Genomic DNA, 24,733 nt, shown 5'->3' with positions numbered 1-24,733 from the left:
AAATTAGCTTTACCCATCGTAAGCTCCTTGCCTCTTTTTTAAGTCACAAGGTGTCTACAAATCTAGGGGCTATTCACAATACGGTGCTTGCAGCTGGGATGACCTTTGTCATTCTGACTGGCGGAATTGATCTGTCGGTAGGCTCTGTATTGGCTGCCTCAGCCATGGTTGCTGTGATGGTATCCCTCATTCCAGACGGTTTTGGATATCTTGGCATCCCTGCAGGCATCCTGCTTGGTATGGTGTTAGGGTTTATCAACGGAGCACTTATAGCGTTTGCCAAGCTTCCACCGTTCATTGTGACATTAGGAACACTTACTGCGGTCCGTGGTCTGGCTCGGCTTTTAGGTGCTGATAAGACCGTATTTAATCCTGACTTGCCGTTCGCATTTATCAATGGCCCTGCATTCTTTGGCATTTCGTGGCTAACCGTTATCGCTTTTGCAGTCATATTGGTGTCCTGGTTTATATTGCGATTTACTGCGCTTGGCGTTCGTATTTATGCTGTTGGCGGCAATGAGGTTGCAGCTCGTCTCTCAGGAATTAAGGTATGGGCTGTTCTATTATTTGTTTACGTAGCTTCGGGTTTTCTTGCCGGGCTAGGTGGCGTGATGTCTTCTACAAGGCTACTGGCAGCAAATGGCCTTCAGCTCGGGCAAGGCTATGAACTTGATGCAATTGCAGCGGTCATCCTCGGTGGAACAAGCTTTGTGGGTGGAGTCGGAACGATTTGGGGCACCTTGATCGGTGCACTAATTATCGCTGTATTATCCAATGGCCTCATCCTGACTGGTGTTTCAGATGTATGGCAGTTCATCATCAAAGGCTTAGTGATTATAGGCGCAGTCGCGCTTGACCGATATCGTTTGAAAAATTCTGCTCATACCTGATCAAGACATTGCGTGGGAGATGTATCGGCCGTCTTTCCGGCATTTCAATAAGCCGATGATAAAAAAGGGGAACATCGAAATGAAACGTTTATTGTTAGCTACAGCCTCGCTTCTCACTTTTAGTATTTCGATGGCTTCGGCCACGGAGTTGAAATCAATAGGTATTTCACTAGCTTCGCTGGGAAACCCGTTCTTTGTGGCTTTGGCATCCGGTGCTGAGGCAGAAGCGAAGAAAATTAATCCTGAGGTTAAAGTGACGACTGTTGGCTTTGAACAGGATTTGAATAAGCAGGTTGATCAGATCGATAGCTTTATCGCTGCTGGTGTGCAGATGATCTTGCTTAATCCAGGAGATCCAAGCGCTCTTGCACCTGCAATCAAGAAGGCCAAAGACGCTGGAATTATTGTGGTCTCAGTTGATACCGCTGCTCAGGGAGCAGATTTAACAGTGACCACCAATAATGTTCAAGCTGGCGAAGTGGCCTGTCAGTTCATCGCTGACAAGCTTAACGGAAAAGGGAATGTAATTATCCAGAATGGCCCGCAGAATTCTGCGATTATTGATCGTGTGAAAGGATGCAAGCAGGTATTTTCAGCTAATCCAGATATTAAAATCTTGTCAGACGATCAGGACGGAAAGAGTTCACGTGATGGCGGTTTGCAGGTGATGCAGGCGCAGTTGACACGGTTCCCCAACATTGATGCGGTGTTTGCAGTCGCAGATCCACAGTCAATTGGCAGTAGCCTTGCCATGAAACAGCTTGGACGTGAGGGTATTATTATTGCATCTGTTGATGGTGCACCAGACCTTGAGGTGGAGCTGAAGAATCCAGCAAATATGTCTATCCAGGCTACAGCCAGTCAGGATCCCTACATGATGGCCCGTACAGCTGTTGAGCTCGGCTTCAAAGCGTTAAATGGTGAAAAGCCGGAGCAGCCTATCGTATTGTTAGATTCAAAGCTGGTCACGCGTGATAATGTTGATGACTATCAAGGTTGGGAAGCGAAACGCGATTAAAAGCTTATGGGCTCCGGTAAATGCCGGAGCCTGTTTCAATAGTATTGCAAAGTTGTTTGAGCTCCAGATATTGAACTGATCCATTTCTATGCGCAATCCAGAGACTGCTGGATTGAAGAATTTTTCTATTAATTCCAATGCGGATGGATATATACTTTATACTTTATAGTAAAAATTAGATTATGGTCGTAATTAGGAATAATAAGAGGGCATTGTCCTTAATAATACGACCGTTTTGAGCTTTATATTGGCCGTTTGACCTATGCTTGAGAGTTCCCGGAAGCCGACATAGTCTATGGAATGGCGGAGCGCTAGTCGAGTGCTTCGATATAAAAATTCCAATCTCGCTCGGCCTGCCAGCGTCACCGATTGCCCTCTATAGTGCGATATTGCAACTGATCACCGCCGTTTCTTTGGTAAGGTCTGACATCTCAGTGTCTACAACGGTGAGTGGTTTTTGACTGACATACTGAGGGCGTGATTCATCTAAGAAGCATCAGGATTTTTCTACACCGCAATACTTAATTGAATCGGCGAAGCCCATTTATCTGGATAGTTACGATCTCTTTGGCCAAGGTAACTTTGTCGTTCTCAGTTTGAATGCTTCTCGGCTGATACCAGATGGACAACCAGTTGATGGCGCCGAGTACTGCTTTGGCAGCTATCGACACATCGACCTCCCGAATACTGCCGTCATCAATCCCGTCGCGTATAGTCTGCTTGAACAAATCCTCGAACTGACGCCGGATGGAAATAAGCTCGTTGAGTGTGCGGCGCTGATCTGGCGTGGTTGCAGCCAGTTTGTGCATATGGACGCCTTGCACCACCACGGCTTCGAAAGCGACGTTGGTCATCATGGCGATTGCATGCGCCATGAGCATCTCCTCAAGCCGGTGCAGTCCCGAGCCGTTTATCGTCATGATTGGTTCGACAGCCTTGAACAGTCGATCCATACCTTCGCGATGCACGTCGAAGAACAAATCCGTCTTCGATGAGTAGTAGTGATAAATGCGTCCTTTGGTCGACCCCATCCTGCGCGCCACATCATCAATGCTTGTTGTGGAGAAGCCTTGCTCCATGAAGCACTGCGCGGCGGTTTCCAGGATTATGACATTCCCTGTACTGTCCGTTCGGTTATTTCGGCGGCTGTCAGCCATTATATACTCCGATTTATGCATAGGTAAGCGGCAGCCTAGCCTAGCAAATTTCGATGCCAAAATGCCACTAGACAAAGCTATGTTCAAGTGCATACTACTCAGTATGTTGTTGATTAATGTGACTATCGTCTATTTCTCGACACTTGGAGGATGTAATTTTGGAAATTAGTTCTAATTCTGCTGCGTCAGAACTCCCGGCAAACACAGAAATCCAGCTCCTGTATTCGGACTGGATCAAGATCGATCAGCAGCTTGTGGATCGGTTTGCGGATGTGATCGATGATCATCAATTTATTCACACAGACCCGGAACGCGCAGCCACGGAAAGTGTTTTTGGTGGCACTATTGCACACGGTTTTCTAGTGCTTGGTCTATTGACCAGGTTTAGTCGTGATGTTTTGCCGATGGTTGCGGCGAGTACGGTTGAAATCAATTACGGGTTCGACAAAGTCCGCTTTCTTGCGCCGGTGAAGGTAGGTTCTTTCATTCGTGGTGCGTTCAATTTGAAATCGGTTCAGCTGAAGGGCAATGGCCAGCTCCAGACCCTTGGAGCGACTGTTGAAATTAAAGACGAAGCAAAGCCAGCGCTGGTCGCTGATTGGCTTATACTGACAGTAGGTTGAGGATCACATGGCCATTTCTTATGAAAATCGTGTTGCTATTGTAACGGGCGCGGGCGGAGGGCTTGGGCGCGCTTATGCCTTAGAACTGGCAGCACGCGGCGCAAAAGTTGTTGTGAATGATTTCGGTGGTAGCCGTGACGGTACTGGCGGCGCATTGCACGCAGCCGAAAAGGTCGTTGCGGAAATTAGATCCAATGGCGGTGTTGCCATTGCCGATGCTGGCAACGTCACGAAGTTCGAAGACATGCAGGCGCTGGCGAAGCATACGGTCGAAGAATTCGGGCGCATCGATATTCTCATCAACAATGCTGGGATATTGCGCGACAAGAGCTTCGCGAAGATGGAAATGTCCGATTTTCGCGCTGTGGTTGATGTGCATCTTATTGGCTCGGCCAATGCCAGTCGCGCTGTGTGGGATATCATGAAAGGCCAGAACTATGGCCGCATTCTGATGACAACTTCCACGTCGGGTGTTTATGGAAATTTCGGCCAGTCCAACTATGGTGCGGCCAAGGCGGGACTCGTCGGCCTGATGAATGTGTTGCATTTTGAAGGAGAGAAATACGACATTCATGTCAATGCGATTGCTCCGACTGCTGCAACGCGCATGACCGGCGATGTGCTGGATGAAGAAATGCTGGTACGTCTCGCACCTGAAAACGTCGTTCCTGCGGCTCTCTTCCTCGTCAGTGAACAGGCGCCAAAGCGCACGGTGCTTCTGGCTGGTGCGGGAACAGTGGCCCGTATGGCGATTGTAGAAAGTGAAGGGGTTTATCTACCGAAAGGCGAGCGAACGCCGGAAGCCGTTGCCGCTGCTTTCACCAAGATCGCTGACATGTCCAGTTTCATTGAGACCGAGGCCGGTTTGGCGCATGTGGATCGCATCATCGTGGCGTCGCGCAATCATGAGGTTATCGAATGACAACCTCCAAAGCCCGTCCAAAGGTTGAAGCTCGGTCAGCCTATCGGGAGTTCTATGAGATGCAGACGCGCTGGAGCGACATGGACATTTATGGACATGTCAACAATGTCATCTATATGCAATATTGCGATGCAGCATTGAACCGGTCGCTTATTGCGTCTGGTGCTCTGGAGCTGAGTGGTTCCACTCCCATTGGTATCGTTGCACGCAATTCAACAAATTATTTCTCCGAGATTTCCTATCCTGACAATATCGTTGTTGGGGTTCGTGTCGAGCATATCGGCAATACCAGTCTGCTGTGGGGGTTCGGCATCTTCAAGGATGGTGAAGAGCTGACCGCTGCTATAAGTGAATATGTGCATGTCTATGTAGATCGAGACACGCGGCGACCTGTTCCGCTTACTCCGGAACTGAGAGAACTGGCCGAAAGGCTTTACGTTCCAGCGCCAGTGGAGGAGCTCTGATGAGAGAAGCTGTAATTATATCAACTGCGCGTACGCCGATTGGCAAAGCCTATCGTGGAGCCTTCAACGACACGACTGCGCCAGAGTTGGCGGGTCACGCGATTGCCGCTGCGGTCAAGCGGGCGGGCATCCATGGTGCGGAAGTAGAGGATGTTGTCCTCGGTGCTGCGCTTCAGCAAGGCACGACCCACATGAATATCGCCCGCACGTCCTTGTTGCGGGCTGGCCTTCCGGCTTCAGTTCCGGGTCAGTCGATGGATCGTCAATGCGCATCGGGGCTGATGGCTATCGCAACAGCCGCCAAACAGATCACCGGCGATGGTATGACGATTGCCATTGGCGGTGGCGTGGAGCAGATATCGCTGGTGCAGAACGAGCATATGAACGTTTATCGTTGGCGCGATCCGTGGCTGAGGGAGCATCTGCCCGCTACCTATATGAGCATGATCGAGACGGCGGAGATCGTTTCGGCGCGTTATGGTATATCGCGTGAAGCGCAGGATGAATATGCGCTGCAATCGCAGCAGCGCACTGCGGCAGCACAGGCAGCAGGTCGCCTGAACGACGAGATTGTCCCGCTTCAGTCTACAATGCTTGTCAAGGACAAGATTACGGGCGAGATATCCGAGAAAAGCATTGAGCTGGCGATGGACGAAGGCAACCGTCCTGAAACCACACTGGAAGGCTTGCGGGGATTGAAGCCGGTCTTTTCCGGTGGTCAGGCTTTAGCACAGGGGAGCTTTATTACCGCTGGTAACGCATCGCAATTGTCGGACGGGGCCTCGGCTTCCGTGCTGATGGAAGCGAAGGAGGCGGAACAGCGGGGCCTTTCGCCGCTCGGTATATATCGGGGTATGGCTGTAGCCGGATGTGAACCCGACGAGATGGGTATCGGCCCTGTTTATGCCGTGCCGAAACTGCTCAAATTGCATGGCCTGACGGTCGATGATATCGATCTGTGGGAGTTGAATGAAGCCTTTGCGGCGCAGGTACTTTATTGCCGCGACAGGCTTGGCATCGATAATGAAAAACTGAACGTGAATGGCGGCGCTATTTCGATTGGCCATCCCTATGGAATGTCGGGTGCGCGAATGACCGGGCATGCCCTCATCGAAGGTAAACGGCGCAATGGACGCTATGTTGTGGTGAGCATGTGCATCGGCGGCGGTATGGGTGCTGCTGGCTTGTTTGAAATTTGTTGATTGAAACGAAAAAGGCCGGTGAAAACCGGCCTTTTTCATAAGGTTGCCTGTGTTCCTATTAATATGCGGCCTTATAAATCGCCAAGGCATCCGCCTCGGTTACCTTGCGTGGATTGTTGACCAGAAGGCGCGTCTGTTTCATGGCGTCGCGCGCAAGCTGGGGCAGGTCATCTTCCGTGATATTCACTTCGCGTAAAGTCTGTGGCACACCGAGTTCACGGCTGAGGTCTGCCAGCTTTTCGACAAAGGCTTCAGCACGTTTTTCTGTTGATACTGCAACAAGTTCCGGGAAAACATCTGCTGCAATTTCCGCATAAATGTGGCTCGCTTCCGGTAGGTTGAAGCGCAGCACATGCGTAAGTACGAGCGCATTGGACAAGCCGTGCGGCACATGAAAATGCCCGCCAATCGGGTAGGCGAGGGCATGCACAGCAGCAACAGGAGAATTGGCAAAGGCCTGACCTGCAAGCAGCGAGCCGAGCAGCATGGCGGCGCGAGCGTCGCGGTTGCCGCCCTCAAACACAGCAGTTCGGATATTGCTGCCGAGCAGTTGCAGGGCGTTGCGTGCCAGCGAGCGCGACAAAGGGTTGTTGTTGGCGGAAGCCGAAGCATAAGCCTCGATAGCATGCACCATTGCATCGATGCCGGTTGCGGCGGTGACGGCAGCTGGTAAACCGACGGTCAAATCCGCATCAAGAAGAGCCATGTCCGGCAGCAGAAGAGGTGAGACCACACCTTTCTTCTCCGATACTCCGGTGGTGATGATCGATATTGGTGTGACTTCCGATCCCGTTCCCGCGGTCGTTGGCACCAGCACAAGCGGCAGGCGTGGTCCACGCGCGTTGTTGATGCCATAAATGTCGTTCAGCGTTTCACCGCTTCTTGCCAGCAGGGCAGCAACCTTTGCAACATCCATTGATGAGCCACCCCCAATGGCGAGGACGCCAGTTGCTTCATGGGCGACAATCCGGTCTTTCAGTGTCAGAACATTGCTTTCCGGTGGGTCGGCCTGTACATCATCGAAGATCGAAACGGCGATGCCTGCTTGCTCCAATGCGTTTGTGGCCGGGCTCAGCAATCCGAGCTTGCGCAATCCCTTGTCGGTCACGATAATAACGCGCTTGCCCAACAAATGCCCGGCAATCTCGACAATTTTTGCCAGCCCACCGCTTTGTTGAACGATAGATGGCGTTGTGTTGAAAACGAAGTTTTCCATGATGGTTCAGGTCTTTCGATTTTGAGAGATCAGCTTGCGCGCTTCACATTGAACTCGCGATCGATCGTATCTTTGGTAATGCCTTCGTTGCGTAGTATATGCTTCTGGATTTTACCGCTCGAGGTTTTGGGAAGGGATTCCAAAATTCGCACATAGCGAGGCACCATGAAACGGGGTAGGCGACCTGCTAGAAAATCCAGCAGTTCTCTGGCAACGATTTTCTGTCCCTCGACAGGCGTTACGGCGATAAGAACTTCATCCTCGCTCAATTCACTTGGCACTGCGATAGCCGCGCATTCTTTAACGCTGTCGTGGAAAAGCACCTCAGCTTCCAAGGCGAAGGAGGAAATATTTTCGCCACGCCGTCGGATGACGTCTTTCAGGCGATCAACGAAGAAATAGACGCCATTTTCATCTTTGCGAAAGCTGTCTCCGGTGTGAAACCAGCCATTGCGCATGGCTTCTACGGTTGCTTCGGGATTATTATAATAGCCCTTCATTAAAGCCCATGGGCGGCTCGAACGGAGAATCAGTTCGCCGGCAGTGCCGTCCTGCACTTCAATATCGTTCTCATCAACGATACGAAGCTCATACCATGGCCGCGGCTTTCCGGCGATTCCCTTTTGCGTAATGCCTGGCCCCGCAACAAGTGGGCTGGCAATTTCGGTCATATTATAGATGGTCCAGGCATCCACTCCGAACCGGCTGGCAAATAATGGGCCGTCTTCGCCAAAGGGAGTGATAAATGCGCGGCGCAGTGGATGGTTCTGATCTTCCGGGGTCGGTGGTTGTTTAAGAAGGAAACTCGCCATCACGCCAAGCAGCAGACAATAAGTTGAGTTTGTATCCTGGATAGCCTGCCAGAAATGCTGCGTCTTAAACTCACGCATCATGCCTATCGAAAGCCCGCGTGCCAGCATGGCATAGACATAAAGCGTTGAGCCACAATGGAAGATCGGGCCGCAGATCATGCAGCGATCTGTTTCATCCACGCAATCAAATGCATCAGGCCCCATGGTATAGAGCTGCACATAAGACGTCACCACACCCTTGGCGTTTCCTGTTGTGCCGGAGGTGTACATAATGGCCATCGTGTCCCATGGCTCGATTGGTTTTTCGAGCATAAGCTCATTTTCGGACACAGCAGTCACGTCGCTCAGCGATAAGATTTCCGTGCCTTCAACGCTGCAGTCGCAAGAGCCTTCAACGACCAGAACTTTCTTTAACTTGCCCGGATTGATACTCTCTAGGCGCGGCACGAGAGCGGCTTGCGCAACCATCAGTCTGGCGTCGGCATCGTCCAGAATATGTTCAAGCGGGCGGCCAAGGGCAGCCGTATTAATGGGCACATAGACCGCTCCGATATAATTGATCGCAAACCATGTGGTCAGCAGTTCTTCGCCATTGCCCATGAAACAAAGAACGTGATCCCCGCGCTTCACGCCATGCAATTGCAATGTTGCTGCACGGCGACGAACATGATCCCGCATCGTCTGATAGTCCCATTCGGCCGATGGCCAGAAGTGAACGAAGGGTGCTGTAGGGCGCTCTGCAGCAAAACGATCAAGAATGTATCTTAACACCGAATAGTTGTGGTTTAGTGCGCGCTGGTCTGCCGTCATATTTAGAAATCCTCCTGCCCGGCTTGCGACTAAACCTTCAAAAGAGGGTAGTTGCAAATCCTAAAATAGTATGCAACATACTCGGTAGTATGTCAAAGCTGAATTCGATTGGGAGGATTGAAATGGCCATTGTGGATATCCTGCGCGAAGGCCCCCTCGCTGTCGTTACTTATGATCGCGGCGCGAAGGCCAATGCGCTCAATGATGAAGCTATCAATGCGCTGATTGCGGCGGCAGACGAGCTTTCAGTGGATGTTGGGATTCAAGTTGTTATCCTCAGCGGAACGCAGTCGCGTTTTTCCGGCGGAGTGGATTTGAAGGATGATTTGCTTTGGCGTCCTGAGGCGGATGCTGTCACCCGTCATAATGCGATGGCTCAAGGTGGGCGCATGTGCGAGCGATGGCGCAGTTTGCCACAGGTGACTATTGCAGCGGTGGAAGGTCCGGCAGTTGGCGGTGGCGGTATTCTCGCGCTTGCCGCTGATTTTCGTATCATGGCGGAAAGTGCTTTTTTCCAGTTCCCGGAAGTGCGTCTTGGCATGACGCTGGGCTGGGGTGGCTTGCCGTTGTTAAGCGGACTTATCGGGCCTTCAAAAACCAAACGATTGCTGTTTACCGGTGAGCGTGTTTCAGGTGAAAGCGCGTTGCCCCTTGGTCTGTGCGATGAGATCGCGCCGGATGGAGCTGCATTGTCGGCGGCGAAAGCTTTGGCTGGCACGATCCTTGAGTGCCCGCCTTTAGCGCTGCGCATGTCTAAACAGGCTATTGATTCCAGATATCGCACCAATTGGGCAAATGGCTACGAAGCTGATCAGTTTTTGCTGGCAAAAATAATCGGGGAGACGGTCAGCGAGGTAAGCTGACCAATAAAAGTGTGGAGGAGACACTCAAATGAAAGCATTCATAGTGACAGCCGCTCTGGCGGCAATGATCAGCGCAAGTCCGGCTCTTTCTGAGCCGGTGCGGCTTGGCGTTCTCACAGACATGTCGGGCATGAATTTTGATCTTGCAGGCGAGGGCTCAGTAGTCGCCGCGAAAATGGCGGTTGAAGATTTTGGCGGCAAGCTGAATGGTGAGACAATTGAAGTGATCGTCGGTGATCACCAGAATAAGCCAGATATTGGTTCGACGCTTGCTCGGCGCTGGATTGATGAGCAGAACGTCAAGGCCATTATCGATGTGCCGACATCTTCCGTGGCAATGGCCGTGCAGGAAATCACCCGTGACAAGGATATTGCCTTTCTTGCTTCTACCGCTGGGTCATCTGACCTGACAGGTAAGGCCTGTTCGCCAACCACCGCTCAGTGGACATGGGACACCTATGCACTGGCAAATGGTACAGGCCGCGCTGTTACGCAGGAAGGCGGAAAAAAATGGTATTTCATTACCGTTGATTACACATTTGGCCATGCTCTTGAGCGTGATACTGCTGAAGCTGTCAAAGCCAGCGGTGGGGAAGTTGTCGGCTCTGTACGCCATCCGCGCGAAACGACCGATTTCTCTTCATTTCTGTTGCAGGCACAGGCATCGGGTGCCGACGTAATTGCGCTCGCAAATTCGTCGGGTGACACCATGACGGCGCTTAAGCAGGCCAATGAATATGGCATATCGCAAAGCGGCCAGCGTATTGCAGGTATGTTGTTATTCCTCTCTGATATTCACAGTGTCGGACTGGAAACAGCTCAGGGGCTTACGCTGACCACCGGGTTCTATTGGGACTATGACGACCAGTCCCGTGAATGGTCAAAGCGCTTTGGTGCGCGGATGGGCGGTAAGATGCCGACCATGGTTCATGCCGGGGTCTATTCCTCCGTCATGAATTTTCTCAAAGCCGCAGAAGCTGCTAAGTCAACGGGCGGGAAAGCTGTTCTCGACCAGATGCGTGGCATGGACATCAATGATTTTTTCGCCCGCAATGCAAAACTCCGTGCGGATGGTCGCATGGTGCATGACATGTATCTGGTACAGGTCAAGACACCTGAAGAATCCACAGGTCCATGGGACTATTACAAGGTGCTCAAAACCATTCCAGGCGAAGAAGCATTCCGTCCGCTTGATAAAGGCGGCTGCCCTTTGGTCACGCAATAAGGGTGTGATGGGATGAACACAGCAATTGAGAATACCACGGCTCCGCGAGAAGCAGACCTGTCAGGGACTGTTCTTTCGGCGCGTGGATTGGGCAAGTTGTTTGGCGGCTTTCATGCGGTGAAGAATGTCGATCTAGATGTGGAGCACGCCCGTGTTCATGCCCTGATCGGGCCGAATGGTGCAGGTAAGACGACCGTTTTCAACTTGCTTACCAAATTCCTCCCGTCGACAAGCGGCGAGATTATGCTTCTTGGCGAGAATATTACCAAGACCAACCCCGACAAAGTGGCGAGAATGGGGTTGGTGCGCTCATTCCAGATTTCCGCTACCTTTCCACATTTGACGGTTTTGGAAAATGTAAAAGTCGCTTTGCAACGCCCAAGCGGTCTGGCAACACAGTTCTGGCGGTCCTTATCTGTGCTTGATCAGCTCGATGAAAAAGCGATTGATCTGCTGGAGCGCGTTGGTCTGGCCGATGCCCGCCATGCGCTGGCTGCGGATTTGTCTTATGGCCGCAAGCGTGCGCTTGAAATCGCCACCACGCTGGCACTTGATCCGAAAGTGCTGCTGCTTGATGAGCCAATGGCAGGCATGGGGCACGAAGACGTGCACACTATTGCAGCCCTCATCAAAGACGTGGCGAAAGATCGTGCGGTGCTGATGGTCGAACATAATCTCAAAGTGGTGGCCGACATCGCCCATCACGTCACAGTGCTGCAACGTGGCGAAATCCTCGCTTCCGGCGATTATGCCACCGTCTCAAAAGATGAGCGCGTTCGCACTGCCTATATGGGAACTGAACATGAATAGAGGCCACCCTCTGCTTTCGGTGCGCGGGCTTAATGCCTGGTATGGTGAAAGCCATGCGCTGCACGGCGTCGATCTCGATATCTGGCCCGGCGAGACAATCACGCTGTTAGGCCGCAATGGTGTCGGCAAAACCACAACGCTGCGTACCATCATGGGTATTATCCGAAAGCGAACCGGCACGATAACGCTTGATGGCAAAGACATCTTGCGCGTGCCGCTGCATCGCATAGCGCGGACGGGCCTAGGTTTTGTGCCGGAAGAACGCGGCATCTTTGCAACGCTTAATGTGCATGAAAATCTCCTGCTTCCGCCGGTTGTCGGCAAAGGCAGCGGCGTCATGTCACTCGACGAGATTTACGAGCTTTTCCCCAATCTCTACGAGCGTCGCAACAGCCCCGGTACAAAGCTTTCAGGTGGCGAACAGCAAATGCTGGCCATTGCCCGTATCCTGCGCACTGGTGTGAAAGTGCTGCTGCTTGATGAGCCGACCGAAGGGCTTGCACCCGTTATCATCCAGCGCATCGGCGATGTGCTGGTGGAGCTCAAAAAGCGCGGTATGACCGTGCTTCTCGTCGAGCAGAACTTCCGCTTTGCGGCAAAAGTCGCAGATCGCTTTTATCTGATGGATCATGGCGTGGTAACGGAAAACTTCCCAACCGCCGAGTTGCCAGCACGGATGGCATCACTCACGCAAGCTCTGGGAGTTTGATACAATGACAATGATTTTTGGAATACCCTTGCAGGCACTTCTCGGGCAATTGCTTGTCGGTCTGATCAATGGTTCGTTCTACGCCATGCTAAGCCTTGGTCTTGCGATTATCTTTGGTCTGTTGCGCATCATCAATTTTGCGCATGGCGCACAATATATGCTCGGCGCTTTTGTCGGTTATCTGCTCTTGAGCGGCTTTGGCATCGGTTATTGGCCAGCACTTATTCTGGCGCCACTGATCGTGGGGCTGGGCGGCGCTATTATCGAACGTGTCGCGCTTTCAAGACTCTATAATCTTGATCATCTCTATGGTCTGTTGTTCACTTTTGGTCTTGCACTCGTGATCGAAGGCACATTCCGCTATTATTATGGCGCTGCCGGTCAACCCTATGCCGTCCCGCCATCACTTGCAGGCGGTAATAATCTCGGTTTCATGTTCCTGCCCAATTATCGCGCATGGGTAGTCGTGGCGTCACTCGTTATTTGCATTGCTACATGGCTTCTCATTGAGAAGACCAAGCTTGGTGCTTATCTACGTGCAGCCACTGAAAACCCCACATTGGTTAAAGCCTTTGGCATCAATGTACCGTTGCTTCTCACCTTCACTTATGCGCTTGGTGCTGCTCTTGCCGGCTTTGCCGGCATTCTGGCAGCCCCCATCTATCAGGTCAGCCCGCTGATGGGTTCCAACATCATCATCGTGGTTTTTGCCGTGGTCGTAGTCGGCGGTATGGGGTCGATCCTTGGCGCTATCATCACCGGCTATGTGCTGGGGCTGGCGGAAGGTCTGACCAAAGTGTTTTATCCTGAAGCCTCCAGCATTGTCGTCTTCGTTATCATGGCTATCGTCCTTCTGGTGCGACCCGCCGGACTGTTCGGGAAGGAGGCCTGATATGAGGGATATTGTTCTTAAAGTAACGACGGCAAATCATCAGGCAAAAACGCCGAACCTCAACAGCTTGTCGGCTATTATTCTGGCAATTGCCATTGCCGGATTGATCGTAGCGCCGTTTATAGTCTACCCGATCTTCCTGATGAAGATGTTGTGCTTTGCACTCTTTGCTTCAGCCTTTAATCTGCTGCTCGGCTATACTGGAATTTTGTCCTTTGGCCATGCAGCATTCTTCGGCGGTGCCGCCTATATGACGGCCCATGCAGTCAAAGTATGGGGGGTGACACCGGAAATTGGCATTCTGCTTGGAGCGTTGGCCGCGGCAGTTCTCGGTCTCGTGATCGGCTTTCTCGCTATTCGCCGTCAGGGCATCTATTCAACGATGATTACGCTGGCGCTGGCGCAGATGTTCTTTTTCTTTTGTCTGCAAGCGGCTTTCACCCACGGCGAAGACGGTCTTCAGGGTGTGCCGCGCGGCTATCTCTTTGGCTTCATCGATCTCAATCAGCAGATGAATATGTATTATTTTGTGCTGGCTGTGTTTGTAATCGGCGTTTTTGCAATCTGGCGGATCATCAATTCGCCGTTCGGCATGATCCTTAAGTCTGTGCGCGAAAATGAAAACCGTGCCGTGTCGCTGGGCTATTCCGTTAATCACTATAAGCTCGCAGCTTTTGTCATGTCGGCAGCGCTTGCGGGTCTTGCAGGCGGTATGAAAGCACTCGTCTTCCAGTTCGCGACGCTCACTGATGTTGGCTGGCAGATGTCGGGTGAAGTGATCCTGATGACGCTGCTTGGCGGCATCGGAACATTGATTGGTCCAATTGTCGGTGCAGCATTCGTGGTGGCTCTTCAAAACTATCTTGCAACCTCGGACTTCCCGGTAACGATCGTGACGGGCGTCATCTTCATGGTTTGCGTTCTGCTCTTCCGTAAGGGAATCGTGGGTGAGTTCTATGGATGGCTAGAGCGGAGGAAAAGAGCATGAGCGAAGCATTGCCGATTTATCGCACAAGCGTTTCACCGAACTGGATAGACTACAATGGCCATATGGGCGATTATGCCTATGGAATCGTCTTTTCAGACGCGGTAACCTTTTATATGGATCGAATTGGCATCGACGCTGTTTATCGTGCAACAAGCAATGCCACGCTCTATACGCTCGATAGTCGTATCGCATATTTGAAAGAATGCCATGCCGGTGAAACATTGCAGGTAAAACTGGCTTTGATTGATGCCGATCACAAACGCTTGCATGTATTCATGAGACTGTTCAATGCCGATGGGGAGATATTGGCGCTTTGCGAGCAACTCTTGATGCATGTTAGCCGAGAAGGTGGACACCCACGCGCAGCAGATCTGCCGAAAAGCGTGCAAGATGTTGTCTTGGCGGATCTCCAGAGTTCGAAGTCTCTTGGGAAAATAGAATGGATCGAACGGCGTATTGGTCTTCGAAGTTAGCAGATTGTTCTGACAAATAGTCAAGCTTGCCTGGAGCAGAAGCTCATGAAGTCTACAACCAGGCCGTTGCTTCGTACTTTTCTATAATGAAAGAATGTCGCTTCGGTGGACTTTTCTTTCAAAATTGGAGAATTTCTGGCCCTAAGTTTCGGCTCATTGCCTCGAACTGGATCGGTGATTTATACTCTGGCGATGAATGTCTACGCACGCCGCAGCTTTTCCAATCAGCGTTTTATAATTCAAAGGTTTTTGCCAGAAGTTCGTAATTACGCATCCGCAATTCTGTATCATGGATCACATCTTGAACCATCAGCTCAGTCGCTCCAGTTTCGCTTAGCATGCGCCCAACTACAGTCTTAATCCGTTCAGGTGAGCCAATAATATAAGCAGGCCAAGGGGTAGTTTCCGCAGGTAATAATCCGCCCATTAGTTCAATAGCTTCTTCCGGTGTTGGTAAGTATTGCGGCATAATATTGTCTTTGCGACGCTGTTTAAAACTTACCCTCATCGGCATTGCCAGCCGTTCGGCTTCTTCCTGAGTTTCTCCGATAATCAGGCGAACTGCCAACAATCCTGTCGGTTGCTGAACACCGGCAGCAAAGGTTGAAGGCTTGAAATGCTCATAATTGTTGATTGCCGCTGAGAAGTGACCCGGTTTTTCCATCGAGAATTGACCCGCCTTTTAATTAATGTTCGGTTTTTTATTCACGGTCAAGTTTCGTGTATTCCTTTGCTCGTTTTGGTTCCTGAGCGGAACTGTTTTTGAACCTGAAGCTGTCATTTCCGGTTTCTAGGATGTGGCAGTGATGGGTGAGCCTGTCGAGCAATGCAGTCGTCATTTTGGCGTCGCCAAACACGCTTGCCCATTCACTGAAGCTGAGATTGGTGGTGATTATGACACTCGTGCGCTCGTAAAGTCTGCTGAGCAGGTGGAATAAAAGCGCGCCACCGGATGCACTGAATGGTAGATATCCGAGCTCATCAAGAATGACGAGATCGAAATAAATGAGCCGGTTGGCGATCTGTCCGGATTTGCCCTGGGCTTTTTCCTGCTCAAGTGCATTCACAAGTTCAACTGTTGAGAAGAACCGGACGCGTTTGTGGTGGTGTTCAATCGCCTGGACACCAATAGCGGTGGCGATATGAGTTTTACCCGTGCCGGGTCCACCAACCAGAACGATGTTGTTTGCATCATTGAGAAAGTCACAGCGATGCAGCTGCTGAACCAATGCCTCGTTTATCTCACTGCTTGCGAAGTCAAAGCCGTTCAGATCACGGTAGGCTGGAAAGCGTGCAGTTTTGAGCTGATAGGCAACTGATCTGACTTCACGCTCTGCTGTTTCCGCCTTAAGCAGCTGTGACAGAACTGGAATAGCTGCCTCGAAAGCTGGTGACCCTTGTTCGGTGAGTTCACCAACTGCTTGTGCCATGCCATGCATCTTTAATTGCCGCAGCATGATAACGATAGCACCACTCGCTGGATTATGACGCATGACGAGCCTCCGTCTTTCTCAAGGTGTCGTAGCGTTCGACATTGGCCTTGGGTTCATTGTTAAGGGTCAGTGCCTGCGGCGCATTAATCGGGGGTGGAATGAGAGTTTTGCCGTCGACCAAATGATGAAGCAAATTGAGAATATGGGTTTTTGTCGGCACTCCCGACTTCAACGCTATATCGACTGCCATAAGTACGGCCTGTTCATCATGCTGTAAGACGAGGGAAAGGATATCGACCATTTCCCTATCGCCGCCCGGCTTCTTCAACAGATGAAGCTGGAGTGTGCGAAACGCTTCAGGAAGTTCCGTGAAAGGAGCGCCATTGCGCAATGCGCCGGGCTTTCGCTGAATGACCGACAAATAGTGCCGCCAGTCATAGACGGTGTGACCTGGTGCTTCGTGAGAGCGATTGAAGATGCGTGAATGCTCGCAAATGATCTGCCCTTCGGCAGCGACCACGACAAGATCAGGATAGACACGCAGGCTTACTGGACGATTGGCAACGGATGCTGGAACACTATAACGCGTACGATCAAAGTGAACGAGGCAGGTCGGTGATACACGCTTGGTATATTCGACAAAGCCATCAAAAGATCGGGAAACGGGCATAAGAGTCTGGACTTCTTCAGCCCAAAGATCGGCTATGCTGCCGCGCATTTTACCATGCGTTGTGGTTGCCCAGAAAAACCTGCAACGTTCCTCCAGCCAGTCGTTCAATTCATTCAATGAAGCAAATCGTGGAGCTGGTTGAAAGAACCGATGCCGAGAATCCTGAACATTCTTCTCAATCTGTCCCTTCTCCCAACCCGATGCAGGATTGCAGAAGTCTGGTTCAAACAGATAGTGGCTGGCCATAGCTTGAAAGCGGATATTGACGTCACGCTCTTTGCCTCGCCCGACCTTATCGATGGCTGTACGCATATTGTCATAAATGCCGCGTCGTGGAACACCACCAAGCACTCGGAATGCATGGTTGTGAGCGTCAAACAGCATCTCATGGGACTGTGTGAGATAGGCGCGAACGATAAAGGCTCTGGAATAACTTAGCTTGGTATGGGCGACCTGAAGCTTTGTCCGTTCATTGCCAATAATTGCCCAGTCTTCTGACCAGTCGAATTGAAATGCTTCTCCCGGCTCAAAGCTCAAAGGGACAAACGTACCCCGGCCCGATGTCTGGTTGTGCATATGAAGATCGGCCTTCCACTCGCGGGCAAAGGTGGCAACGCGACTGTATGATCCCTCATAGCCCAGAGCGACAAGGTCAGCATGCATCTGCTTCACCGTGCGCTTTTGTTTGCGAGGTTTGCGATCTTCCGACTTTAACCACGTGGTCAGTCGGTCAGAAAATGGGTCGAGTTTGCTTGGTCTGTCCGGAACCTGAAACTTTGGCTCGACACCATTGAGACGCAAGTACTTGCGAATGGTGTTCCGCGATAGGCCTGTTCGTCGGGCAATCTCGCGGATCGATAGTTCGTCCCGGTAATGCCACCGTCGGATAACGCTCAATAATGCCATGTCGATCACTCCATAGCCCTCGCTGGAAAACAAACGAGGGAAGGTTCAAACATGGGTCAATTCTAAATGGAAATTTCACCCCAAACCGGGTCACTTCTCAGCGGCAATCAACAGAGAGTGAATGAGTCAATGGCGGAGAGGGTGGGATTCGAACCCACGGTGGAGTTACCCCCACGCCGCATTTCGAGTGCGGTACTTTCGACCACTCAGCCACCTCTCCGCATTGTGCATTACAGTAAAGCAACCTATAAAGTCGCACCGTAAATTAACATCTAAAGCGAATGCCAAGTGTGTAGCGGCTCAATAACGAGCCAGAAGCGATTAGACAAGAGCTAATTTGCTTTCTATCGTGAAAATTCTTGACTTTTCTTTCGCTTACAACCTATAAGCACCAGACGTTAGGCGTGGGACGATCTGCGCCTATTGTTTTGATTGCGAAAATTCGGATTTCTGGAGCCGTAATCAAGGGTATAAAGCCTACTCACCAACCGACTGATAAAAAGACGGCCCATCACTTCGGCGCAAATGTCGTGGAAATGAGAGCCGGACCGAACAACCGGAAGGACAACAAATGTTCGCAGTCATTAAGACCGGTGGCAAGCAGTATCGCGTTGCCGCAAATGATCTTATCAAGATTGAAAAAGTTGCTGGCGAAGCTGGCGACATCGTAGAATTCGCAGAAGTTCTGATGGTTGGTTCGACCGTCGGTGCTCCAGTTGTTGCGGGCGCACTGGTAACGGCAGAAGTCGTTGAGCAGGGTCGTGCACGCAAGGTTATCGCGTTCAAGAAGCGCCGCCGCCAGAATTCGAAGCGCACCCGCGGGCATCGTCAGGAACAGACGACTATCCGTATCTCGGAGATCCTTACTGATGGCGCAAAGCCTTCCAAGAAGGCTGCTGAGAAAAAAGCTCCGAAGGCAGCCAGCGCAGAAGGTGAAGCCGCAAAGCCAAAGAAGGCAGCGCCTAAAAAGGCAGCAGCCAAGGCTGATTCGGCTGAGTAAGTAGAAGAGATTAAAGGAGAAATCCAATGGCACATAAAAAAGCTGGTGGTTCGTCGCGTAACGGTCGCGATTCAGAGTCGAAGCGCCTTGGCGTAAAGAAGTTCGGTGGTGAAGCTGTGCTTGCCGGCAATATTATTGTACGCCAGCGTGGCACGAAGTGGCATCCGGGCGCCAATGTTGGCCTCGGAAAAGACCATACCATTTTTGCTACCACCAATGGTTCCGTTGCTTTCCGTACGAAAGCCAACGGTCGTACTTACGTGTCGGTTAACCCGATCGCGGAAGCAGCAGAGTAAGCCGGGCACTCATAAATACCGGCGTCCCATTGGACCCGGTATATATGGCGACCAGCCAAAAGATCGAAGGGAAGATGGGACAACCATCTTCCCTTTTTGTATCTGGAGGACAGATAAATGGTCGTTGAAGCTTTAGAAGAAGAATATCACGAGAGATGTAGCGAGCGGGAGTCGAGCTATGCTGATCTCTCGCCCGGATTGGCAGAGCAGCTGGATTGCCCTGTCCTTGTCACGGACAGGCTGGTTCTGCGCTTGCCCCATACTGAAGATGTGGATGCAATTTCCTATCTTGCCAATAACGCCCGCGTCGCCGCCATGCTCGCCCGTATGCCTCATCCATACACCCGCGCAAATGCCGTCGATTTTGTCGTGCGCGTGCGAAAAGGCGAGATGGGCAATTGCATTTACGCGATTACCCAGGCTGAAACTGGTATATTTATGGGGTGTTGTGGCATCCATCCGCACAAACATGGCGAAGGTCTGGAGATCGGCTTCTGGCTGGGCGAGCCTTATTGGGGACATGGCTTTGCTACAGAAGCCGCCCATGCGTTGATTGATCTGGCTTTCAGGGCCACGCCAATAGAGCGGCTGCATGTTTCATGTCGCGCCAGCAATGATGGATCGCGTCGCGTTATCCATAAATGTGGTTTTCAGTTTAGTGGAATGGGTATGCTGGATTCGCTTGCTGCCGGGAACGTTTCTGTCGAGCATTATATTCTTGACCGGCGGACATGGACGGGACTGAGAAGCTGGCAGTCATAATTTAAATGCAGCCCTGCGTTCAAGCCGCAGGGCTGCTGAAGATCGGGGACTATAATGAGCGATATTTATGCTGTTATGATATTGAGCAGAAGTCGCTTTATAAAAAGGGCCGTATCGGGATCAGGAATTGCTCTTTGTTGATTTCAGTGATCCGGTGTGGAAACTGAATTTAAGCTGAAAACCTTATGTTTCTGCTGTTTGCAGGGCAGGGGTTTTGCTGTAATTGCAAATCGGATTGCGCGAGATTGTGCGCAATCCCAAAATTCAAGACGCATCGATCAAGCTCTATTGCGTCGCAAGAGGTAAAGTTCAATGAAATTTCTCGATCAGGCCAAGATCTATATCCGCTCCGGCAATGGCGGGGCAGGGGCCGTATCGTTCCGCCGCGAGAAGTTTCTTGAATTTGGTGGCCCTGATGGTGGTGATGGCGGACGCGGTGGTGATGTCTGGGTAGAGGCGGTTAATGGCCTCAATACTTTGATCGATTATCGTTATCAGCAGCATTTTCGGGCCAAGACCGGTATGCATGGCATGGGTCGTAACATGACCGGTGGCAAGGGTGATGATGTCATCCTTAAAGTGCCGGTCGGCACACAGATTTTTGAAGAAGATGATGAAACACTGATTTGCGATATTACCGAAGTCGGCCAGCGTTATCGTTTGGCCAAGGGCGGCAATGGTGGTTTTGGCAATCTGCATTTTACGACTTCTACCAATCGTGCGCCGCGCCGTGCCAATCCGGGACAGGAGGGGATTGAGCGGACTATCCGTCTGCGCCTCAAATTGATCGCCGATGCCGGTCTTGTTGGTTTGCCGAATGCAGGTAAATCGACCTTTCTGGCAAGTGTGACTGCTGCAAAGCCGAAAATTGCCGATTATCCTTTCACGACGCTGCATCCAAATCTTGGCGTTGCGCGAGTTGATGCACGTGAGTTTGTTATTGCTGATATTCCGGGTCTGATTGAGGGGGCAAGTGAAGGCGTTGGTTTGGGCGACCGCTTCCTTGGTCATGTCGAGCGCACCCGTGTTTTGCTGCATCTGGTATCTGCGCAGGAAGAAGATGTGGCAAAGGCTTACACAGTTATTCGCGGTGAACTGGAAGCCTATGAACATGGTCTGTCCGAGAAGACGGAAATCGTTGCATTGTCACAGGTCGATACGCTTGACCCGGATGCACGCAAGGCAAAGATGAAGGCGCTCAAGGAAGCTTGCGGACGCGAGCCGATGCTGCTTTCTGCGGTTAGCCATGAAGGTCTGAATGATGTGTTGCGGCAACTGGCAGCTGTCATTGATCAAAGCCGCGCACGTGAAGCCGGTGTTGTTGAAGACGACTAAAAGTTGAGGATGCGGTGCAGGAACTGAATTTATGCTCAAACAACTCAAGGACTATCGCCGCATTGTGATTAAAATCGGGTCTGCCCTTCTGGTGGATCGTTCAGCGGGGTTGAAACAAAACTGGCTTGAGAGCCTGGGCAATGACATCGCGGCATTGCATCACGCCGGTGTTGAAATTCTGGTGGTTTCGTCCGGTGCTATTGCACTGGGGCGTACTGTGCTTGGTCTGCCGAAAAAATCGCTCAAGCTTGAAGAAAGTCAGGCAGCGGCAGCGGCAGGTCAGATAGCGCTCGCTAAAGCCTATGCTGATGTTCTGGGCGGTCATGGCATCAAGTCGGGCCAGATTCTTGTGACACTTTCGGACACGGAAGAGCGCAGGCGCTATCTTAATGCACGTGCAACGATTGCAACCTTGCTCAAACTTGGTGCAGTCCCGATCATCAATGAGAATGATACGGTCGCTACAACTGAAATTCGTTATGGCGACAATGACCGTCTGGCGGCCCGTGTTGCGACCATGATGGGGGCCGATCTTCTGATCCTGCTTTCAGATATTGACGGGCTTTATACCGCACCGCCACATAAGAATCCGGACGCCGAGTTCCTGCCTCTGGTGACTGCGATTACTCCGCAGATCGAAGCTATGGCCGGTGCTGCTGCTTCTGAGCTTTCACGGGGTGGCATGAAAACAAAGCTTGATGCGGGCAAGATTGCCAATGCTGCCGGCACAGCGATGATTATCACTTCCGGTACGCGGCTGGCCCCTCTTTCTGCGATTGATCGCGGAGAACGGGCGACCTTGTTTGAGCCGTCCCATACGCCGGTCAGTGCATGGAAGACCTGGATTTCCGGCAATCTGGAACCTGCAGGCCGACTGATAGTGGATGCAGGGGCGGCGAAAGCCCTGAAATCCGGCAAGTCACTTTTGCCTGCCGGTGTAAAAGGAATTGAAGGCCATTTTGAGCGTGGCGATACGATCGCCGTGCTTACAGAAAACGGACGTGAAATTGCCCGTGGCCTGATTGCATATGATGCCGGGGATGCGCGTAAAATTGCCGGTCATAAAAGCGATGAGATCACTTCCATTCTTGGTTATGATGCACGCAGTGCAATGATCCATCGCGATGATATGGTGGTACGGGAAATGGCCGCCACCAAAATGGAAGAAGTATAAGAGGTCAAGGATGCTGAACAAAGTGGACGCCGCAACTGACATCACAGCCATTATGGCAGAAGTTGGCCGTAAAGTCCGCCAGGCAGCGGCTCCGCTTTCCATCGCTTCGCCTGAACAGAAAAACAAAGCCCTGCTTGCTGCTGCCGACAGGATAGTTGCAAGCAAGGATGCCATTTTGCAAGCAAACAGGCTTGATCTAGCCAATGCTGCTGAAAATGGCATGGCAGCTTCATTTGTCGATCGGCTGACACTTGATGACAGCCGTATCCAGGCAATTGCCGACGGTATTCGCGCCATTGCTTCATTGAATGATCCTGTTGGTGAAGTTATTGCCGCGTGGGAGCGTCCGAATGGTCTTCACATTGAGCGTGTCCGTACGCCGCTTGGTGTTATTGGCGTGATTTATGAAAGTCGTCCCAATGTGACAGCCGATGCCGGTGCTTTATGCCTTAAGGCCGGTAATGCCGTGATTTTGCGTGGTGGTTCGGATTCAGCGCATTCTTCAAAAGCTATTCATGAAGCGCTTGTCGCAGGGCTTGAAGCCGCTGAACTGCCTGCTGATGCTATCCAGATCGTGCCGGTGACGGATCGTGCGGCCGTTGGTGAAATGCTCAAAGGTCTTAATGGGGCAATTGATGTAATCGTGCCGCGCGGCGGCAAAAGCCTTGTTGCGCGCGTACAATCGGAAGCGCGTGTTCCGGTCTTTGCGCATCTTGAAGGCATCTGTCATCTCTATATCGATAAATCTGCCGATCTTGACATGGCGCGTATGATCGCTGTGAACGCGAAGATGCGCCGTACCGGTATTTGTGGTGCCACCGAAACATTGCTTGTGGATCGTGCGGTGGCTCAAACGCATCTTGTACCAATTCTTGAAGATCTGGCGGCAAAGGGCTGTGAAATTCGCGGCAGTGAAGACGTTCGTGCATTTTATGCAAGTGCAAAGCCTGCGACAGAAGAAGACTGGTCAACCGAATATCTCGATGCGATTATTTCGGTTGCGCTGGTCGATGGCATTTCAGGGGCGATCGAGCACATCAATCGCTATTCCTCGCATCATACAGAAGCGATTATTGCTCAGAATGCGGAGGTCGTCGCACGCTTTTTCAACGAGATTGATTCAGCCATTCTTCTGCATAATGCCTCGACGCAGTTTGCAGATGGTGGCGAGTTCGGCATGGGTGCGGAAATTGGAATTGCGACTGGCAAGATGCATGCGCGTGGGCCGGTTGGTGTCGAACAACTGACTTCTTTCAAATATCGTGTGCGTGGGAATGGTCAGGTCAGAGGCTGATGCGTTTCGGCTTCGGACTGTCTGCATTAAAAGCAAAATATCCGGGCGTTGATGCGCATTACCTGCGGATGCCTTATGTTGAAAAGGGCATGACAGTCGGGCTGTTTGGCGGCTCGTTCAATCCGCCGCATGGTGGTCATGCGCTGGTTGCGGAAATTGCCATTCGCAGGCTGAAACTGGACCAGCTCTGGTGGATGGTTACGCCCGGAAATCCGTTGAAAGATAAACGCGAACTGGCACCGCTTGCTGAACGTTTGCAACTGAGCGAGCAGGTTGCAAATGATCCGCGCATCAAGGTGACAGCACTGGAGGCGGCTTTCAATACGCGCTATACGGCCGATATTCTGGCACTTATTCGAAAGTCCAATCCCGGCGTGCATTTTGTCTGGGTCATGGGGGCTGACAATCTGGCTTCCTTCCATCACTGGCAGCGTTGGCGCGAAATTGCACAGAATTTTCCGATTGCAGTTATTGACCGGCCCGGCTCTACTCTGGCTTATCTGTCGTCACGGATGGCGCAAACCTTTTCCGATAGCAGGCTTGATGAACATTCCGCATCGATCCTTGCGCGGCGTCAACCACCGGCATGGACCTTCATTCATGGGCCGCGTTCGTCACTCTCATCGACAGCACTTCGCCAGCAGAAATTTAAAAAGTGAACGGACTTTACCAGTCAGGCCCCTTGAAAGAATACAGGGACTCTGCCTATTTTAGACAAGTACGGTGCTTATGAATGCCGTATTGCGTTGTTCTGGTCGGAAAGGAACTACACTGAGAACAGCAATTGAG

26 protein-coding genes and 1 tRNA gene are annotated in these 24,733 nt (G+C 51.5%); 20 read left to right on the top strand and 7 right to left on the bottom strand.

Annotated elements, in window-relative coordinates; genetic code table 11:
* The coding region (locus tag FHY56_RS12025; protein ID WP_140905419.1) for an ABC transporter permease subunit at positions 1 to 890 on the top strand (890 nt) is incomplete at its 5' end.
* 79 nt (positions 891 to 969) lie between these two features.
* A complete protein-coding gene (locus tag FHY56_RS12020) occupies positions 970 to 1,908 on the top strand; it encodes an ABC transporter substrate-binding protein (protein ID WP_140905418.1) in 939 nt (312 codons plus the stop codon).
* Positions 1,909 to 2,429: 521 nt separating this feature from the next.
* On the opposite strand, the gene FHY56_RS12015 is transcribed toward FHY56_RS12020, so the two are convergent.
* Positions 2,430 to 3,065, bottom strand: a complete 636-nt coding sequence (locus tag FHY56_RS12015; RefSeq protein WP_140905416.1) for a TetR/AcrR family transcriptional regulator — start codon at positions 3,063 to 3,065, stop codon at positions 2,430 to 2,432.
* Positions 3,066 to 3,229: 164 nt separating this feature from the next.
* On the opposite strand from FHY56_RS12015, the gene FHY56_RS12010 reads away from it, so the two are divergent.
* Genes FHY56_RS12010 through FHY56_RS11995 form a run of 4 tightly spaced genes read left to right on the top strand, consistent with a single transcriptional unit; the run spans position 3,230 to position 6,276 of the window.
* Positions 3,230 to 3,688, top strand: a complete 459-nt coding sequence (locus FHY56_RS12010; RefSeq protein ID WP_235889486.1) for a MaoC family dehydratase — start codon at positions 3,230 to 3,232, stop codon at positions 3,686 to 3,688.
* 7 nt (positions 3,689 to 3,695) lie between these two features.
* Positions 3,696 to 4,610, top strand: a complete 915-nt coding sequence (locus tag FHY56_RS12005; protein ID WP_140905413.1) for an SDR family NAD(P)-dependent oxidoreductase — start codon at positions 3,696 to 3,698, stop codon at positions 4,608 to 4,610.
* Entirely contained in the window at positions 4,607 to 5,074 is a 468-nt protein-coding gene (locus FHY56_RS12000; protein ID WP_140905412.1) for an acyl-CoA thioesterase, read from the top strand. The genes FHY56_RS12005 and FHY56_RS12000 overlap by 4 nt, the downstream gene beginning before the upstream one ends.
* Positions 5,074 to 6,276 (top strand): acetyl-CoA C-acyltransferase, encoded by a 1,203-nt coding sequence (locus FHY56_RS11995; protein ID WP_140905410.1) that lies wholly within the window; start codon positions 5,074 to 5,076, stop codon positions 6,274 to 6,276. Before FHY56_RS12000 ends, FHY56_RS11995 begins: the two co-directional genes overlap by 1 nt.
* Before the next feature lie 58 nt (positions 6,277 to 6,334).
* Here the strand turns inward: FHY56_RS11995 and FHY56_RS11990 are convergent, their stop codons facing one another.
* Positions 6,335 to 7,492 carry an iron-containing alcohol dehydrogenase gene (locus tag FHY56_RS11990; protein ID WP_140905408.1) on the bottom strand — a complete coding sequence of 386 codons (1,158 nt, stop codon included), beginning with the start codon at positions 7,490 to 7,492 and terminating at the stop codon, positions 6,335 to 6,337.
* Between the two features lie 29 nt (positions 7,493 to 7,521).
* Positions 7,522 to 9,114: an AMP-binding protein gene (locus FHY56_RS11985; protein WP_140905406.1), complete on the bottom strand. Its 1,593-nt coding sequence runs from the start codon at positions 9,112 to 9,114 to the stop codon at positions 7,522 to 7,524.
* A 122-nt stretch (positions 9,115 to 9,236) separates the two neighbouring features.
* On the opposite strand from FHY56_RS11985, the gene FHY56_RS11980 reads away from it, so the two are divergent.
* The 7 genes from FHY56_RS11980 to FHY56_RS11950 are packed head-to-tail and all read left to right on the top strand — an operon-like array spanning position 9,237 to position 15,074.
* On the top strand, positions 9,237 to 9,977 hold the full coding sequence (locus tag FHY56_RS11980; RefSeq protein WP_140905404.1) for an enoyl-CoA hydratase/isomerase family protein: 741 nt from the start codon (positions 9,237 to 9,239) through the stop codon (positions 9,975 to 9,977).
* 28 nt (positions 9,978 to 10,005) lie between these two features.
* Entirely contained in the window at positions 10,006 to 11,202 is a 1,197-nt protein-coding gene (locus FHY56_RS11975; protein WP_140905402.1) for an ABC transporter substrate-binding protein, read from the top strand.
* 12 nt (positions 11,203 to 11,214) lie between these two features.
* Entirely contained in the window at positions 11,215 to 12,012 is a 798-nt protein-coding gene (locus FHY56_RS11970) for an ABC transporter ATP-binding protein (RefSeq protein WP_140905401.1), read from the top strand.
* Positions 12,005 to 12,721, top strand: coding sequence for an ABC transporter ATP-binding protein (locus FHY56_RS11965; RefSeq protein WP_140905400.1), 717 nt, complete (start codon positions 12,005 to 12,007; stop codon positions 12,719 to 12,721). The genes FHY56_RS11970 and FHY56_RS11965 overlap by 8 nt, the downstream gene beginning before the upstream one ends.
* A 4-nt stretch (positions 12,722 to 12,725) precedes the next feature.
* Positions 12,726 to 13,613, top strand: a complete 888-nt coding sequence (locus FHY56_RS11960; RefSeq protein ID WP_140905398.1) for a branched-chain amino acid ABC transporter permease — start codon at positions 12,726 to 12,728, stop codon at positions 13,611 to 13,613.
* A 1-nt stretch (position 13,614) separates the two neighbouring features.
* A complete protein-coding gene (locus tag FHY56_RS11955; protein WP_140905396.1) occupies positions 13,615 to 14,601 on the top strand; it encodes a branched-chain amino acid ABC transporter permease in 987 nt (328 codons plus the stop codon).
* Positions 14,598 to 15,074 (top strand): thioesterase family protein, encoded by a 477-nt coding sequence (locus tag FHY56_RS11950; protein WP_158447759.1) that lies wholly within the window; start codon positions 14,598 to 14,600, stop codon positions 15,072 to 15,074. The genes FHY56_RS11955 and FHY56_RS11950 overlap by 4 nt, the downstream gene beginning before the upstream one ends.
* A gap of 232 nt (positions 15,075 to 15,306) precedes the next feature.
* Here the strand turns inward: FHY56_RS11950 and FHY56_RS11945 are convergent, their stop codons facing one another.
* From FHY56_RS11945 to FHY56_RS11930, 4 genes are all read right to left on the bottom strand, one after another.
* The gene (locus FHY56_RS11945; RefSeq protein WP_140905393.1) at positions 15,307 to 15,738 is read right to left on the bottom strand and encodes an LLM class oxidoreductase; all 432 of its coding nucleotides are present in this window, start codon (positions 15,736 to 15,738) and stop codon (positions 15,307 to 15,309) included.
* Positions 15,739 to 15,775: 37 nt separating this feature from the next.
* Positions 15,776 to 16,567, bottom strand: a complete 792-nt coding sequence (istB, locus tag FHY56_RS11940) for an IS21-like element helper ATPase IstB (protein ID WP_140905392.1) — start codon at positions 16,565 to 16,567, stop codon at positions 15,776 to 15,778.
* Complete coding sequence (gene istA / locus FHY56_RS11935; RefSeq protein WP_140905390.1) at positions 16,557 to 18,083, bottom strand: IS21 family transposase; 1,527 nt, start codon at positions 18,081 to 18,083, stop codon at positions 16,557 to 16,559. The genes istB and istA overlap by 11 nt, the downstream gene beginning before the upstream one ends.
* A gap of 130 nt (positions 18,084 to 18,213) precedes the next feature.
* Positions 18,214 to 18,303, bottom strand: a tRNA-Ser gene (locus FHY56_RS11930).
* A gap of 351 nt (positions 18,304 to 18,654) precedes the next feature.
* Between FHY56_RS11930 and rplU the strand changes: the two genes are divergently transcribed.
* The 7 genes from rplU to FHY56_RS11895 all read left to right on the top strand — a co-directional run bounded on the left by rplU (position 18,655) and on the right by FHY56_RS11895 (position 24,603).
* A complete protein-coding gene (gene rplU, locus FHY56_RS11925) occupies positions 18,655 to 19,083 on the top strand; it encodes a 50S ribosomal protein L21 (RefSeq protein WP_140905389.1) in 429 nt (142 codons plus the stop codon).
* 26 nt (positions 19,084 to 19,109) lie between these two features.
* Entirely contained in the window at positions 19,110 to 19,379 is a 270-nt protein-coding gene (gene rpmA, locus FHY56_RS11920) for a 50S ribosomal protein L27 (protein WP_140905388.1), read from the top strand.
* A 117-nt stretch (positions 19,380 to 19,496) separates the two neighbouring features.
* The gene (locus FHY56_RS11915) at positions 19,497 to 20,141 is read left to right on the top strand and encodes a GNAT family N-acetyltransferase (protein WP_140905387.1); all 645 of its coding nucleotides are present in this window, start codon (positions 19,497 to 19,499) and stop codon (positions 20,139 to 20,141) included.
* Between the two features lie 312 nt (positions 20,142 to 20,453).
* Positions 20,454 to 21,476, top strand: a complete 1,023-nt coding sequence (gene obgE, locus FHY56_RS11910; protein ID WP_140905386.1) for a GTPase ObgE — start codon at positions 20,454 to 20,456, stop codon at positions 21,474 to 21,476.
* A 31-nt stretch (positions 21,477 to 21,507) separates the two neighbouring features.
* Positions 21,508 to 22,650: a glutamate 5-kinase gene (proB, locus tag FHY56_RS11905; RefSeq protein ID WP_140905385.1), complete on the top strand. Its 1,143-nt coding sequence runs from the start codon at positions 21,508 to 21,510 to the stop codon at positions 22,648 to 22,650.
* 10 nt (positions 22,651 to 22,660) lie between these two features.
* Positions 22,661 to 23,944 carry a glutamate-5-semialdehyde dehydrogenase gene (locus FHY56_RS11900; protein ID WP_140905384.1) on the top strand — a complete coding sequence of 428 codons (1,284 nt, stop codon included), beginning with the start codon at positions 22,661 to 22,663 and terminating at the stop codon, positions 23,942 to 23,944.
* A complete protein-coding gene (locus FHY56_RS11895) occupies positions 23,944 to 24,603 on the top strand; it encodes a nicotinate-nucleotide adenylyltransferase (RefSeq protein ID WP_140905383.1) in 660 nt (219 codons plus the stop codon). The genes FHY56_RS11900 and FHY56_RS11895 overlap by 1 nt, the downstream gene beginning before the upstream one ends.
* The last annotated feature ends 130 nt before the right edge of the window (positions 24,604 to 24,733 follow it).

Source organism: Brucella gallinifaecis, assembly GCF_006476605.1.
Taxonomy (GTDB): Bacteria; Pseudomonadota; Alphaproteobacteria; order Rhizobiales; family Rhizobiaceae; genus Brucella; species Brucella gallinifaecis.
Note: the sequence above shows the minus strand (reverse complement) of the source record. Positions and strands in the feature narration are given on the sequence as shown.